General features: G+C 72.4%; 10 protein-coding genes. 5 read left to right on the top strand and 5 right to left on the bottom strand.

Annotated elements, in window-relative coordinates:
- Nucleotides 1-137 precede the first annotated feature (137 nt).
- The gene (locus tag ACWD02_RS02865) at nucleotides 138-1,220 is read right to left on the bottom strand and encodes a mechanosensitive ion channel family protein (protein WP_451203752.1); all 1,083 of its coding nucleotides are present in this window, start codon (nucleotides 1,218-1,220) and stop codon (nucleotides 138-140) included.
- Between the two features lie 266 nt (nucleotides 1,221-1,486).
- Between ACWD02_RS02865 and ACWD02_RS02860 the strand changes: the two genes are divergently transcribed.
- Nucleotides 1,487-2,023, top strand: coding sequence for an HNH endonuclease (locus ACWD02_RS02860; RefSeq protein WP_190080400.1), 537 nt, complete (start codon nucleotides 1,487-1,489; stop codon nucleotides 2,021-2,023).
- A 72-nt stretch (nucleotides 2,024-2,095) separates the two neighbouring features.
- On the opposite strand, the gene ACWD02_RS02855 is transcribed toward ACWD02_RS02860, so the two are convergent.
- The 3 genes from ACWD02_RS02855 to ACWD02_RS02845 form a co-directional block, all read right to left on the bottom strand.
- On the bottom strand, nucleotides 2,096-2,548 hold the full coding sequence (locus tag ACWD02_RS02855; protein WP_451203749.1) for a hypothetical protein: 453 nt from the start codon (nucleotides 2,546-2,548) through the stop codon (nucleotides 2,096-2,098).
- Nucleotides 2,545-4,080, bottom strand: a complete 1,536-nt coding sequence (locus tag ACWD02_RS02850) for a hypothetical protein (RefSeq protein WP_451203747.1) — start codon at nucleotides 4,078-4,080, stop codon at nucleotides 2,545-2,547. Before ACWD02_RS02850 ends, ACWD02_RS02855 begins: the two co-directional genes overlap by 4 nt.
- A gap of 139 nt (nucleotides 4,081-4,219) precedes the next feature.
- A complete protein-coding gene (locus ACWD02_RS02845) occupies nucleotides 4,220-7,168 on the bottom strand; it encodes a beta-N-acetylglucosaminidase domain-containing protein (RefSeq protein WP_451203745.1) in 2,949 nt (982 codons plus the stop codon).
- 394 nt (nucleotides 7,169-7,562) lie between these two features.
- Here ACWD02_RS02845 and ACWD02_RS02840 point away from each other — a divergent pair, with 394 nt between their 5' ends.
- The 3 genes from ACWD02_RS02840 to ACWD02_RS02830 are packed head-to-tail and all read left to right on the top strand — an operon-like array spanning nucleotide 7,563 to nucleotide 10,498.
- The gene (locus tag ACWD02_RS02840; protein ID WP_160505071.1) at nucleotides 7,563-7,799 is read left to right on the top strand and encodes a hypothetical protein; all 237 of its coding nucleotides are present in this window, start codon (nucleotides 7,563-7,565) and stop codon (nucleotides 7,797-7,799) included.
- The gene (malQ, locus tag ACWD02_RS02835) at nucleotides 7,800-10,238 is read left to right on the top strand and encodes a 4-alpha-glucanotransferase (protein ID WP_451203743.1); all 2,439 of its coding nucleotides are present in this window, start codon (nucleotides 7,800-7,802) and stop codon (nucleotides 10,236-10,238) included.
- 20 nt (nucleotides 10,239-10,258) lie between these two features.
- Nucleotides 10,259-10,498 (top strand): hypothetical protein, encoded by a 240-nt coding sequence (locus tag ACWD02_RS02830; RefSeq protein ID WP_451203741.1) that lies wholly within the window; start codon nucleotides 10,259-10,261, stop codon nucleotides 10,496-10,498.
- A 111-nt stretch (nucleotides 10,499-10,609) separates the two neighbouring features.
- Here ACWD02_RS02830 and ACWD02_RS02825 read toward each other — a convergent pair whose 3' ends face one another.
- Nucleotides 10,610-11,221, bottom strand: a complete 612-nt coding sequence (locus ACWD02_RS02825) for a TetR/AcrR family transcriptional regulator (protein WP_451203739.1) — start codon at nucleotides 11,219-11,221, stop codon at nucleotides 10,610-10,612.
- A gap of 99 nt (nucleotides 11,222-11,320) precedes the next feature.
- Here ACWD02_RS02825 and ACWD02_RS02820 point away from each other — a divergent pair, with 99 nt between their 5' ends.
- Nucleotides 11,321-12,796 carry an FAD-dependent monooxygenase gene (locus ACWD02_RS02820; RefSeq protein WP_451203738.1) on the top strand — a complete coding sequence of 492 codons (1,476 nt, stop codon included), beginning with the start codon at nucleotides 11,321-11,323 and terminating at the stop codon, nucleotides 12,794-12,796.
- The last annotated feature ends 138 nt before the right edge of the window (nucleotides 12,797-12,934 follow it).

Below are 12,934 nucleotides of genomic sequence, written 5' to 3'. Positions count from 1 at the left end.
CCGCTAACTGTTAGGAAACTTTCCAATTCGTGAGGACGGTACGACCGGCGCGAAGAGGGCGTCAATAGCGAACGCCCCCGAGGCAACCAAGTCGTTACCTGCGGGGGCGTGCTGTTGCGCGGGGTGCTTCTGGGGCGCTACTTCGAGAGATTCGGCGGCGGGGTTATCGGGGAGGCCGCAAGGGACTGCGGGGACGTCGCCGACGCGTAGGCCGACGGGGCCGCCATGGCCGCCGACGGGTCCGCGGCCGCTTCCTCCGTCGCCTGGAGCGGGAGGCCGCCCACGATGCGGATGCCCGCTTCGTCGAAGGCACGCTTGATGCGCCAGCGCAGCTCGCGCTCCACGCCGAGGGCGTTGCCGGGCATCGTCTTCGCGGAGACCCGTACGACCATCGAGTCGAGCAGGACACTGTCCAGGCCGAGGACCTCCACCGGGCCCCACAGGCGCTCGTTCCACGGCTCGTCCTTGGCCATGGTCTCGCCGACCTCGACCAGCTTCGCCTTCACCTTCTCCAGGTCCTCGTCCGGGCGGACGGTGACGTCGACGCCCGCCGTGGACCAGCCCTGGCTGAGGTTGCCGATGCGCTTGACCTCGCCGTTGCGGACGTACCAGATCTCGCCGTTGTCGCCGCGCAGCTTCGTCACGCGCAGGCCGACCTCGATCACCTCGCCGGACGCCACGCCCGCGTCGATCGAGTCGCCCACGCCGTACTGGTCCTCAAGGATCATGAAGACGCCGGAGAGGAAGTCCGTGACCAGGTTGCGGGCGCCGAAACCGATCGCCACGCCCGCCACGCCCGCCGAGGCGAGCAGCGGGGCGAGGTTGATCTGGAATGTGCCGAGAATCATGAGCGCGGCGGTGCCGAGGATCAGGAACGACGCCACCGAGCGCAGCACCGAGCCGATCGCCTGCGAGCGCTGGCGGCGGCGCTCCACGTTCACCAGGAGGCCGCCGAGCGCGGTGCCGTTCACGGACTGGGCCGTGCGGTTCATGCGGTCTATGAGCTTGGTGATCGAGCGCCGGATGACCACGCGCAGGACGATGGCCACGGCGACGATCAGCAGGATGCGGAGCCCGATGCCCAGCCACGCCGACCAGTTCTGCTCGACCCAGCTCGCGGCGTTCGTCGCGTGCTCCTGGGCGTCTTCCAGTGTCGGGGGCTTGGGTGTCGACTTGTCGTCCGGGTCCGTTCCGGCTGCTGACAGGACGGACAGGAACACGGCAGGTACCTCCAGGCATAGCGGCCTGCCCAGGAGATGCACCGGGCAGAGACACCACACTAACGGGGCATTGTGTGTGGATCGTTGTGATGTTCGAGGGAGAGACGGTGCTCACCTGGGGAAGATGAGGGTGTTGTACATGTGTGGTCGAAAACACTCCGAGCCCGTTACGAGCACATGGTGGCGCTTGGACCAGGCATGAGGGGAGACTGGCTACAGATCGTCCCGGCGCGAGCCACGCGCCGCCGGCGTAATAGGAGGCATCCGTGCCGCACGTCCTGGTCCTCAATGCGTCGTACGAGCCTCTGGGCGTCGTACCGCTCCGCCGCGCGCTCGTCCTCGTCCTGGAGAACAAGGCTCTCTGCCTCGAGGAATCCGGCGCCTTCATGCACAGCGCAACGCGCACCGTCCCCGCACCCAGCGTGGTCCGCCTCAAGCGGTTCGTCCGGGTCCCCTACCGGGGGCCCGTTCCTCTGACCAGGCGGGCGCTCTTCGCCCGCGACGGCGGTCGGTGCATGTACTGCGGTGGCGTCGCAACCAGCGTCGACCACGTCATTCCGAAGAGCCGTGGCGGTCAGCACGCCTGGGAGAACGTGGTGGCATCCTGCCGCCGCTGCAACCACACCAAGGCGGACCGCCATCTCCTGGAGCTGGGGTGGCGCCTGCGTCACAAGCCCGCGCCGCCCTCAGGGCTCGCGTGGCGCATCATCGGGACCGGGCACAGGGATCCGCGCTGGCTGCCGTACTTGCAGCCGTTCGGCGCGGACGACGCGATGGCCCGGATCGACGGCATCTCTGCCTGAGAGATCCGGGCTTTTGCGTGGGGGCGGGGCGGGGCGTGCGGCCGTTGCGGGCTCGCCCCGCCCGGCCCCGCGTCACTGGCCGTTGCGGCGCTGCACAGCCGTGATCACGGCCGCCAGTGCCGCGACACCGCCGCCGAGCAGACCGGCGCCCGCGCCTGCCGAGCCGTGGTCGACGCAGTACTTGGCGATCCAGAGGTAGCCGACGATCCCGCCCGCGCCCAGGGCCACGCCGGTCACCAGGCCCGCCGCCCTGAACCACACGTTGACCAGGTCGAGGCGGCGGTTGTGCTCGGCGTCCTGGACCCGCTGGTCGACGAGCTTGTTCTTCATCTGGAACTCCTGCTCGACGAGCGACAGCATCCGCTCGGCGGAGTCGGACACCAGCTCGTTCCAGATCCTCATCTGCTCACCGGAGGGCAGCTCGCGGTACTCACCGGCCGCGGGCGGCGCCGCGGGTTCCGGTGACGTCTCCGGCTCCTGCGGGTCCACCGGCTCCGGGGATCGGGGTGGGACGGGGGCGGTCATGGAGTGGTCCCGTTGTCGTCGGGCGAAGGGGATGGCGCAGGGGATGCGGGAGACGCGGGGGGCGTCGGCGGGTCCGGGGCCCGCATCTGGGGCACGGGCAGACGGGCGTACAGGGCGCTCAGGGACCGCTCGACCGCGGCCCGGCTCTCCTCACGGGTCGGGCGGGCGGGGACGGGCTGCGGGGGGCGCGCGGGCGTGGCGGCCAGCGGACCCGAGAAGCCCCAGGCCGCGAACACGCCGTCCGCGAAGGCGCGGCCCCGGGGCACGGGGGACGCCGTGGACGCCTTGCCGGGCGGGCGGCCCCGGGCGGGCGGCGTCCGCAGCCGTGCACTCACGATCCCGATGACGGCCAGCACCGCCCACAGACCGAGCAGCACGGCGGCTCCCCACGTCCCGCGCAGGGGCGGCAACGCACGGAGCAGCGCGAAGAGACCGCCCGCGACCATCGCGACGGCCAGCAGCAGGAGGGCGAGCGGCGCGGATGCGGACAGCGCCGAGCCGGTGGCATCGCGGGCCTTGGCCAGTGCGGAACGGGTGCGGGCGAGCGACTGGTTGAGGGCGCGGGCGCGGTCCCTGGCCACCGGTTCCCGGCCGCCGGGTCGCCCGGACCCGGTGAGCCGTACGTCGCGGCCGTCCGCCCGGAGCAGGACACGGGCCCGCGGGTGGGCGGCAAGCGTGTGCGCGGTGAGCGGGCTGTCGCCGCCGAGCGCGTCGGCGAGGAAGGACCGGGAATACCCGGGGAAAGGTTCGGCGACGATCAGTGTGAGACGGCCCTGCGAGCGCCGCGTCAGGTGCGCGTACCGGTGGTGGAATTCCCCCTCGTGGGGGGTCTCGGCCTGCCAATCAGGTTCCAGGACCACGACGACGTGCCGGGCCGATGCCGATTCAAGGACATCAAGCAGTTCGAGCAGCGGCAGGCCGCGCCGGGTGCCGGGGGCACCGTCCAGGACACCCGTGTCCAGGGCGCCCGCGTAGTGGACTAGCAGGAGATCGCGTGTGTCCCGGACGGCATCGCGGAGCCAGGACGGTCTCTCCACGGAAGTGCTGCTCAGCAGGAGGACACGATCCGGTTCGGCGTGGAAGAGGCTGTCGGGCCAGCGGGTCAGGGAGTCCCGGAGGGCCCGCGTGACGGGAGGAGGCCCGGACCGGCGCCGCTGCTCCAGCCGGCTCCGCTCCTGCCGGCGCTGCTCCCGCTCGCGCTCCAGCCGCAACCGGTCAAGGCGCGCCAGTGCCCGCTCGCGTTCCCGCCGCGCCTCGTCGCCCAGCTCGCGTTCCCGCCGCTCCCGCTCGGCCCGATGGCGATCGAGGTCTTCCCGCGCGTCCTCTTGCCACGTGTGCAGCTCGCGCTCCAGTCGCTCCCGCGCATCCGGTTCCAGCGCCGCCCAGGCGCGCTCGCTTCGTTCCCGGTCCGCTCGGAGGTCTCGCTCGCGCCGGTCGCGTTCACGGAGCTCCCGCTCGTACGGATCGTCCCCGGGCCCGGGACCACCGCGGTAGGCGTCCGGCTCGTCGGCGCCGCCCTCGTACAGCAGCACGGCACACGAGACCCGCGCATTCGGTCGATGCGCCAGTAATCGCATGTCGATCCCCCCGACGAGGCCTGGTCTCCATCATCGCGCGTCCGACCGCTCAACTGGCAAGCTTCGCAGCCGCCTTGTTGAGCGGCTCGTCCGCTCACGCGCCGTCGGCCACCGCGTACGCCTCCACCGACCACAGCGAATAGCCGAAGCGTGTGGCCCGTTTGTCGCCCTGGATACGGATGTGGCGGGTGTCGCGGGCGTCCATGCGGATCGTCTCGCGGCCTCCCTTGCCGTCCTTGACGGTGGCCGCCGTACGCCAGGTCTTGCCGTCGGCGGAGGTCTGCACGCGGTAGCCCGCCGCGTACGCGTCCTGCCAGCGCAGGACGACCTGGCCGAGCCTGACCGGCTCCGCGAGCTCCAGCTGCCACCAGGCACCGTCCTCGACCGGCGATGACCAGCGGGTCTTCGGGTCGCCGTCGTTGGCGCCGGAGGCGGGGAAGTCCTTCGTCTCGTCGCCCGACGACGACGCCTTCGCGCCGCGCGCCAGGTCGGGGCCGTCGGTGCGGGGGTAGGCGCGGACCGACACCGTGCGGGTCTGGCCGTCGAAGGTGACCGGGATCTCGTACGTCCCCGCGCGCGTGCCCGCGGGGACGGTGACGTCGACCGGGACGTCCACGCGCGTGCCGCGCGGCAGCGTCGACTTCTCCGGGGTGCGCACCTGAACGCCCTTCGGCGCCTTCGCCGTGACCTTGCCCTGTACGTCGCCGGGGCGCAGGGACGTGAGCTCCGCGGTGATCCGCTGCGGGCCGCCGCCGATCTCCACGTCGGCCTCGGTGCGGGCCAGGGAGAAGCGGGCGGCGGGGGAGTCGGCGTACCAGGGAACGACGTGGCGCACCGTGCCCTCGGTGACCGTGACGCGGACGGCGTCGGCCCGCAGGCGGGTGCCCTTGGGCGCGGAGGGCTTGGCCTCGGTGAAGCCCGTGCCCGACAGGGCGCCGACGCGGCGCCAGCCCTCGCCGGGGACGTGCGCCTCGATGCTGCCCTTGGTGCCGGGGTCGGTCAGCGCCGTCACCGCCGTCAGAGGGCGGGCGCGGGGGGCACGGACCGTGGCGCGGTCCGACGCCTGCTCGCCGTCGAGCCCCGCCCACGACCCGTACGCCTTCTGGGCCCGCGTCAGGAAGGGGGCGAGGACGCCCTTGCCGACGGTCACCCGGGAGGCCTTCAGGTCCTTCTGGAGCCCCGACAGGGTGCGCGAGGCGCGCCAGGCGGCGGCGCCGTCGCCGGTGGACTGCGCACGCAGCATGTCGACCGCCGTCTCGCCGGCCTCGCCGTAACGCGCCAACTGCTCCACCCAGGGCCCCACCTCGGTGTCGAGGTCGCTGCCGGCGAGGCGCCGCGGCGCCTCCTTCATGACGGTGAAGGCGTCCCGCAGGGCCTGGCCCGTCTTCTCGACGCGGGCGGTGTCCGTCGTGGTGCGCGCCCGCCAGAAGTCGTCCATGAGCGGACGCAGATACGCCGATTCGTCGGCGCCGAGGACGGACGAGGCGTCATTGCCCGCGAGGGCCCGCAGCGCGCCCCGGGCCTTCGCGTCGCCGCCCGACAGGTCGTCGATCGCGGCGAGCCAGGACTCGTGCGGGCGGTAGGCGCGCGGATTCCACGCGTAGTCGGCGGCGGTGAACAGCGGGATGCGCGAGGCGGACGGCTGCTCCATGGCGTTGCCGAGCAGCGCCGCCGAGCCGGTCGCCACGGCCGGCTCGCGGCCGGTGTAGGGGCCCAGGAAGATACGGTCCTGCGCGAAGTCGTTGACGGGGTAGTTGTCCATCGTCACGAGCGGGTGCGAGCCGAACGCCTTGCGCGCGCCCGCCAGTTCACGCCCGGTGATGGTCTTGGGGACCACGCCGACGCCGGTCCACGCCACCTCGACCCGCTCGTCGAGGCGGGCGGCGATGGCGTCGCGGTACTCCGTGGAGCCGTTCTGGTAGTACTCCGTGGGCATCAGCGAGAGCGGCTTCGCGCCGGGGTGGCGCTCGGCCAGGTGCGCGGAGACCGCGTTGGCGACGCGTGCCTGCGCCTTCGCGGCGGCATCGGGCCCCGAACCGAAGGCCTCGGCGTCGGCACCGCAGTGCCACTCGCTGTAGCTGACGTCCTGGAACTGCAGCTGGAAGGCGCGTACGCCCAGGGCCCACATCGCGTCGATCTTGCGGTTCAGGGCCTTGACGTCCTTGTCGGACGACATGCACATGGCCTGGCCGGGCGCGACGGCCCAGGCGAGCGTCACGTGATTGCGCTTGGCCCGCTCGGCGAGGGCACGGAAGTCGGCGCGCTGGTCGGCGGGGTACGGCTCGCGCCAGCGCGCCTGGCGGTAGAGGTCGTCGCCGGGGGCGTAGAGGTAGCGGTTCTGCTTGGTGCGCCCCATGAAGTCCAGCTGGTCCAGGCGCTGCTCGCGGGTCCACGGGGTGCCGTAGAAACCCTCCGTCATGCCGCGGACCGCGGTGCCGGGCCAGTCGCGGATCTGGACCCCGGGGACGGTGGTGCCGCCGGTGCCCTTGATGAGCAGCTGACGCAGGGTCTGCACGCCGTGGAAGAGGCCGTCGCTGCCCGCCCCCGCGAGGGCGACGGTGTCCTGGCCGCCGATCCGGCCCACCGCGAGGCGGTAGCCCCCGGCGGGGAGGTCGCCGCGGGCGCGGGCGCCGAGGGTGCGCAGTGCCTGGTCCGCGCCGATGCCTTCGGCGCGGATGACGAGCTTTCCGCCACCCGCGGGGAGCTGGGCGCCGTCCTCGACCTCGGTGATCTCACGGGCGCCCGCGTCGCGGAGCAGGGCGCGCAGGGCGTCCATGGCGTACGGATCGGGGTCCTTGCCGGTGGCCAGCACGACCTCGTCGGTGACGGTGACCGGGGTCCCGGCCGTGGTCAACGACTGGGGGCGGGGCCAGACCGGGGGAAGGGTGCCGTCACTCTCGCGGTCGTCGTCCGGTGAGGTGGCGGGGGCGCCGGGCTTTCCGGGGAGGCCGGGGGCGGCGACGGCGCCGGGGGCGCCGGAGAGCGCGCCCGCGATGACGGCGACGGCGATGGCCGCCGCGCCTTTTCTGCGCCGCAGTTGCACGGCCCTCTCCTCGTGTCCTTCGTGCCGGTGATCACGTGTGGTGCGTCTGTTGTCTCAGGGTGTCACTGAGCCCACCACTCGCGTGGTGGGAGTGTCAACGGGCGTGGGTGTTGTGGGGGTTTTCTTCCCTGTGACATAGGCCGGTCCGCCGTCGAACGCGTGGGTGGATCGGGGGTCGGGATGCGGCGGGGCCGGAATGTATCGCCCGGACGGGGGCAGGGACGGGGGGTACCGAAGGTGGGGGGAAGGAAGATCTTGCGTTCGACCCCCCACACAGGGAAACGAATGTGAGTGCGCGCACGTTCATACAACGGATATGTCTGCGACCCCGTGCATTGGGTAGGGCTGCCGAAGACCTGCCCCTGACACCTGCCCCCTGACAATGGAGCCTTACGTGCCCGCTTCCGCGAATCTTCTTCTCTCCGCTCTCTCCAAACAGGTCTCCGGCCCGGACTCGGGCCTGGACGGCTCCTGCTCCTGCGGCTGCCTCGAGCCGCCCCTGACCAGCGAGCCCCCGCTGGCCGACGCAGCACCCCTGACCAGCGAGCCTCCGCTCGCCGACGCCGCCCCGCTGACCAGCGAGCCCACCTCAACCGGCACCGCGTCGGGCCTGGCCTACATGGGGGTCTAGATGGCCCCATCCGGAGTGACCGGCCCCACCACCGGGCCCACCGATCCCACCGGACTTTCCCGCCTTGCCGTCCTGCACGGCGTGGCGACTTCTTACTCCCCGTCCCCGGACCGCACGGTTCCGGCCACCGACGCCGCGGTGATCGCGGCCCTGGCCGCCCTGGACGTGGACGCGAGCACCCCCGAGGCGCTGCGGCACGCCCTCACGGCCCGCGAGGCAGAGCTGAGCGCCCGCCTGCTGCCGCCGACGGTGGTGGTGTGGCAGGGCGACCCCGAGACGCCCCCGCCCTGGGCCGGGCTGCCCCCGGGCACGCGGGTGAGCGTGGATACGGAACGGGGCGAGCGTCTTGAGTGGGACCTGCCGGGGGCTGCCTCCTCGGAGCCGGGCTTCGGGGGAACGGCCTCGGCGGACGTGGGCTTGGCGAGTGCGGCTTCCGGAGACACCGCCTCCGCGAGTGAGGCCCCCGGAGGCACGGCCCCCGCGAGCACTGCCTCCGCGAGCACGGCCTCCCCGGGTAGGGCACCCGCGAGCATGACCTCCGTGGCCCCCGCCTCCGCGGACGCCGCCTTCGAAGACTTCGCCTTCGCGGACGCCGCCCCCGAAGGCTCTGCCCCCGCGCCGCAGTCGCCGGAAGCGGAGTCGGAGTCCGTGGGGGTGTTGCCGCTCGGTGTTCATCGCGTTCGCGTCACGACGCCGGGTCCCGAAGCCCGTACGGCCGTCGCGCATCTCGTGGTTGCCCCGCACCGCCTGCCGCCCCCGCGCGAGAAGACGTACGGGATTCTCGTCCAGCTCTACTCCCTTCTCTCCCGCCGGTCCTGGGGCATGGGTGATCTCGGTGACCTCGCCGAGCTCGCGGCCTGGTCCGGGCGGGCCCTGCGTGCGGGATTCGTGCAGGTCAACCCCCTGCACGCGGCGGTTCCGAAGCCTTCGGACGGGCCGTCCGACCCCTCCCCGTACCGCCCCTCGTCGCGCCGCTTCCCCGACCCCGTCCACCTCCGGATCGAGGACGTTCCCGAGTACGCCCACCTGGACGGTGCGGCCCGTGACATGGCCGCCGACCTCACGCGGCGGGCCGCCGCGCTCCGTGAATCCGTCCTCCAGCAGGGCCAGTTGATCGACCGTGACGCGGTCTGGGCGCTCAAGGCCCAGGCCCTGGAACTGATCCGCGAGGTTCCGCTCGGCCCCGGCCGCCGCGCCGCCTACAACGACTTCCTGGCCGAGCACGGCGAGGACCTCGAGGACCACGCCACGTGGTGCGCGCTCGCCGAGCGGTACGGCCCCGACTGGCACGCCTGGCCAGAGCCCCTGCGCGACCCCGCGTCCCCCGAAGCCGCCCGCGCCCGCCGCGAGTTGATGGACCGCGTGGACTTCCACTCCCGCCTCGCCTGGCTCACCGACGCCCAGCTCGCCGCAGCGCAGCGCTCCGCGCGGGACGCGGGCATGGCCATCGGCCTCGTGCACGACCTGGCGGTCGGCGTGCACCCGGCCGGAGCCGACGCCTGGGCACAGCGACGGCACTTCGCCGCGGGCATGTCGACCGGCGCGCCGCCGGACGCGTTCAACGCGCGCGGCCAGGACTGGGGCCTGCCGCCCTGGCGCCCCGACCGCCTCGCCGAGTCCGGCTACGCCCCGTACCGCGCCCTCCTGCGTGCCCTGCTCCGCCGCGCGGGCGCGATCCGCATCGACCACGTCATGGGGCTCTTCCGGCTCTGGTGGGTCCCGGAGGGCCGCGCGCCCACCGAGGGAACGTACGTCCAGTACGACGCGGATGCGATGCTCGCCGTTCTCGCCCTGGAGGCGCACCGCGCGGGCGCCCTCGTCATCGGCGAGGACCTCGGCACCGTCGAGCCCGGCGTCCGCGAGACCCTGCAGCGGCGCGGCGTGCTCGGCACCTCCGTGCTCTGGTTCGAGCGGGACTGGGCCGGCACCGGGCGGCCGCTGCCGCCCGAGCTGTGGCGCGCGGACTGCCTGGCCACCGCCACCACCCACGACCTGCCCTCCACCGCGGCCCGCATCACCGGCGAGCACGTGCAACTGCGCGACAGACTCGCCCTGTTGACCCGCCCGTTGGCCGTCGAGCAGGCCGAGGCCGCGGCGGACGTCTCGGAGTGGCTCGCGCTGCTCACGCGCCTCGGAATGCTGCCCGGCGGCGGCGGACACGAGCAGGAGGAGATCCGTGCCGTCCACCGTTTCCTGCTCGCCACCCCGGCCCGCATGATCGGCGTCTGGCTGCCGGACGCGGTGGGCGACCGCCGCCCGCAGAATCTCCCCGGCACCTGGGACCAGTATCCGAACTGGCGACTGCCGATCGCCGACGCCGCGGGCCGCCCCGTCACCCTGGAGGAACTCGCCGCGTCACCACGTGTCCACGCGTTCATGGACGTGTTCCGTACCCGCGAAGGTCCCCGTACGGCACCCCCGGGCGCGCGTCCCGTTTAGCAGTTCGCTACGTTGGCACCGTGGACAAGAAGAATGCCCTGCGCGCCGGCGCCCTGGCTTCCGGTACGACGCTGATGATGCTGCTCATGTCGTCCCCCGCGTTCGCGCTCACGCGTGACGACGGCGACGACCCGGGTCCCGGCCTGAGCGTGATCGACACGCTCGGCCTCTATGTCGTGGCGCCCATCGTGCTGTTCCTGGTGATCGCGGGTCTCGTCATGGTCGGTGACAAGTCCCGCAAGCCGGTGAAGAAGGGCTGACGCCACTTCGTCCGAACACTTCCGGACGAAGACTTCCGGAGTTCTCCGTAGGGGGCTCTTCGCCGTCGTACGCAACGCACGCGTACGAGGGCGAAGAGCCCCCTACGCGTGTCATGGCCGCTCGGCCGTGAGATACCGCTGCACCGTCGGCCCGACCCAGTCCGCCATCTCATCGGCGGACAGCGCGACCGCGGGCGGGAACCGCAGCACATAGCGGGTCAGCGCCATGCCGAGGATCTGTGAGGCGCACAGCCCGGCCCGCGTCGGGGCCTCGGCCGGGTCGGGGCAGACGCGGCGCGCGACCGGCAGCAGCTGATCCCTGAAGATGCCCTGCATCCGCTCGGCGCCCGCCGTGTTGGTGATGCCGACGCGAAGCATCGCCGTCAGCACGCCGTCCTTCTCCCAGACGTCGAGAAAGTGCGTCACCAGGGCGCGTCCCACGGCCTCGCGCGGCACCGAGGAGAGATCGGGCAGGCGCAGATCGATGGCACAAGCCGCGGCGAACAGGCCCTCCTTGTTTCCGTAATAGCGCATCACCATCGACGGATCGATCCGCGCGTCCCTGGCGATGGCGCGGATGGTGGCCCGCTCATAGCCGTCGGCGGCGAACCGCTCACGGGCGGCGGCGAGGATCGCGCCGCGGGTCGCGTCGGAGCGGCGGGGCGGTGCCGGGGGTCCCCCGACGGCTGTCCGGGTCGCTGAATCGGGTGCACTTTCGGTCATGCCAACAAGCGTAGGCCAACATGTGTTGACAGTCCATGGTGGCGGTCCTACGTTAGCCAACAAGCGTTGACCAACAGCTGTTGGCACAAGGAGGCCGTCATGAACGGAACACAGGACACGACCGGCACCGCGAGCCCCGCTGTGATCGTCGTCGGCTCCGGACCCACCGGGCTCCTGCTCGCCGGGGACCTGGCCGCCGCGGGCGTCTCCGTCACCCTGCTCGAAAAGCGGCCGCACGAGATCAGCAACCTCTCGCGCGCCCTGGTGCTGCACGCCCGCACCCTCGAACAGCTCGACGCGCGCGGTCTCGCCGACGAGCTGGAGGCCAAGGGCCGGACGCTCGACCGCCTGCGCCTCTTCGCTCACCTCGACGTGGGCCTGGACAAGCTGCACTCGCGCTACAACCACCTCCTGGTCCTGCCGCAGTACGAGGTGGAGAGGGTCCTCGAACGGCGGGCCATCGCGGCCGGTGTCGACTTCCGCTTCGAGTGCGAGGTCACCGGACTCACCCAGGACGCGGACGGCGTGCGCCTCGAAGTCCGGGGCCCCGACGGCGAGTCGAGCACGCACGGGGCCGCGTACGTCGTCGGCGCAGACGGCCTGCACAGCCCGGTCCGCAAGGCCATCGGCCTGCCCTTCCCCGGAAAGTCCGCCATCCGCTCGCTCGTGCTCGCCGACGTGAAGCTCGCCGAGAAGCCCGCATCGGTCCTCACGGTGAACGCGGCCGGGGACGCCTTCGCCTTCATCGCGCCCTTTGCCGACGGCTATTACCGCGTCATCGGCTGGAACCGCGCGCACAACGTCCCCGACAGCGAGCCCCTCGACCTCGAAGAGGTCAAGGAGATCACCCGGCTCGCGCTCGGCCACGACTACGGCATGCACGACGCCCGCTGGATGTCCCGCTTCCACAGCGACGAGCGGCAGGCGCCGGCGTACCGGGTCGGCCGGGTCTTCCTCGCCGGGGACGCCGCGCACGTCCACACTCCGGCAGGCGCGCAGGGCATGAACACCGGACTTCAGGACGCCGTGAACCTGAGCTGGAAGCTGGTGGCGGCGGTCCAGGGCCGCGCCTCGGACGGGCTCCTCGACACCTACCAGGCCGAGCGGCACCCGATCGGCAGGGCGGTCCTGCGCAGCAGTGGCGGGATCGTGCGGCTCGCGATGGCCAAGCGCCCGTGGTCGGTCGCGGGCCGCGCCGTCCTCGCGTCCTTCATCAACGTCGTACGCCCGGTGCGCGAGAAGGCGATCGGCCAGATCACCGGCATCGGCTACCACTACCCCGCCCCGAAGGGCGCCCACCGCATGACCGGCCACCGCGCGCCGGACATCGCGCTCAGGGAGGGGCGGCTGTACGAGGCTCTACGCGAGGGCAGGTTCGTGCTGATCGCTCCGGAGGGCGCGGAGTACAAGGAGGGCGACGGGGCGGGGCGCGCGGTGGTGACGCACTGGGCGAGCGGCCGGTGTACGACCGTGCTGGTCCGCCCCGACGGGTACGTGGCCTGGGCGGCCGACGAGGCGGAGCCGGGGGATGTGCGGGCGGCGCTGGAGGAGTGGGGTGCGGAGGCCGCGGTCTGAGGCGGCGGGGCAGGAGGGCTGTTCCCCCGGTCCGGTGTCCGCGTGAGTCCGCGCAATCATTCAGTACAACTTAAAAGAGGTCTCGAAAAGTTTCGATGGACCTGATGGGTCTGCGGGTGTGAAGGTAGTCCCGCAACC

The sequence above is a fragment of the Streptomyces sp. NPDC002853 genome, from assembly GCF_053591915.1.
Note: the sequence above shows the minus strand (reverse complement) of the source record. Positions and strands in the feature narration are given on the sequence as shown.